This window comes from Flammeovirga sp. EKP202, assembly GCF_014534745.1.
In the GTDB taxonomy this organism is placed as follows: domain Bacteria; phylum Bacteroidota; class Bacteroidia; order Cytophagales; family Flammeovirgaceae; genus Flammeovirga.
In genome coordinates, this window is the sequence record NZ_JACVVP010000116.1 from 1 (window position 1) to 1,183 (window position 1,183).

The 1,183-nt window shown below is 37.0% G+C and carries 2 protein-coding genes; both read left to right on the forward strand.

Annotated features, from left to right (window positions below; all coding sequences use genetic code 11):
- Nucleotides 1-41 precede the first annotated feature (41 nt).
- Nucleotides 42-326 (forward strand): transposase, encoded by a 285-nt coding sequence (locus IC221_RS29185; RefSeq protein ID WP_188172313.1) that lies wholly within the window; start codon nt 42-44, stop codon nt 324-326.
- Between the two features lie 8 nt (nt 327-334).
- On the forward strand, nt 335-1,183 hold an 849-nt coding region (locus tag IC221_RS29190; protein WP_188172314.1), incomplete at its 3' end, for an IS3 family transposase.

Genomic DNA, 1,183 nt, shown 5'->3' on the forward strand with positions numbered 1-1,183 from the left:
GGACTGCAATCAAAATTAATAATTAAGTAAATTGCAGTATTATGAAAAGTAAAAGAAAATTCACCTCAGAATTTAAAGCTAAAGTAGCTTTAGAAGCCATCAAAGATTTACAGACTACTACAGAATTAGCCCAGAAGTACGATCTTCATCCTACTCAGATCAGTGCATGGAAAAAGGAATTTCTAGAAGGTGCATCCAGTGTTTTTGAAAAGTCTGGAGATAAAAAGAAGCTTCAAAAAGCGAGTGAAGGGAAAGAAGATGAGCTTTATGCGAAAATTGGTAAACTTCAAGTTGAAGTGGATTTTTTAAAGAAAGCCTTGTCGTAAATAAGTCGTTGTCAGAACGGAGAAAAATTGTCGACAAGGCTCATCCAGAGCTAAGCATCACACGTCAATGTCAGCTATTAGGTTTACAGAAATCTAGTTATTATTATAAGCCAAAAGGAGAGTCAGCACAAAACCTTGATTTAATGAAGGTCATAGATCAGCAGTATACAAAGCATCCTCACATGGGGGTTCCGAGTATGACTACTTGGTTGCGTCTGGATCAGGGAATGTTAGTCAACCCTAAACGTATCGCTCGGTTATACCGTATGATGGACCTGCAGGCACTTGTTCCTGGTCCTCATACTTCAAAAGGTGTAAAGGAGCACAAAAAGTATCCCTATCTCCTTCGTAATATGGTCATTAATAAAGTAAATCAAGTATGGGCGACCGATATCACCTACATTCCAATGGAAAAGGGTTTTATGTATTTAATGGCTGTAATTGATATACACAGCCGTTACATTGTAGGCTGGTCTCTTTCCAATACAATGGAAGCAGAATGGTGCAAAGAGACGATACAGGAATGTATAGAAGAGCATGGGGTTCCAGAAATTGTCAATACAGATCAAGGGGCACAATTTACAAGTGATGTATTTACAGAGTACTTGATTAGTCAAGGTGTAACCATCAGTATGGATGGTAAAGGAAGAGCAACCGATAATATATTTATAGAGCGTTTCTGGCGAAGTTTGAAATATGAGAAAATATATAAACATTCTTATAGTAATGGTCATCAGTTAGCTTTAGGTATAATAGAATATATGGCTTACTATAATCACGAAAGACGACATAGTTCAATCGATAATCAAAAACCTTTCTATATCTTTGAGAAAGGTCGCCGAGACACAAGCTCAAAA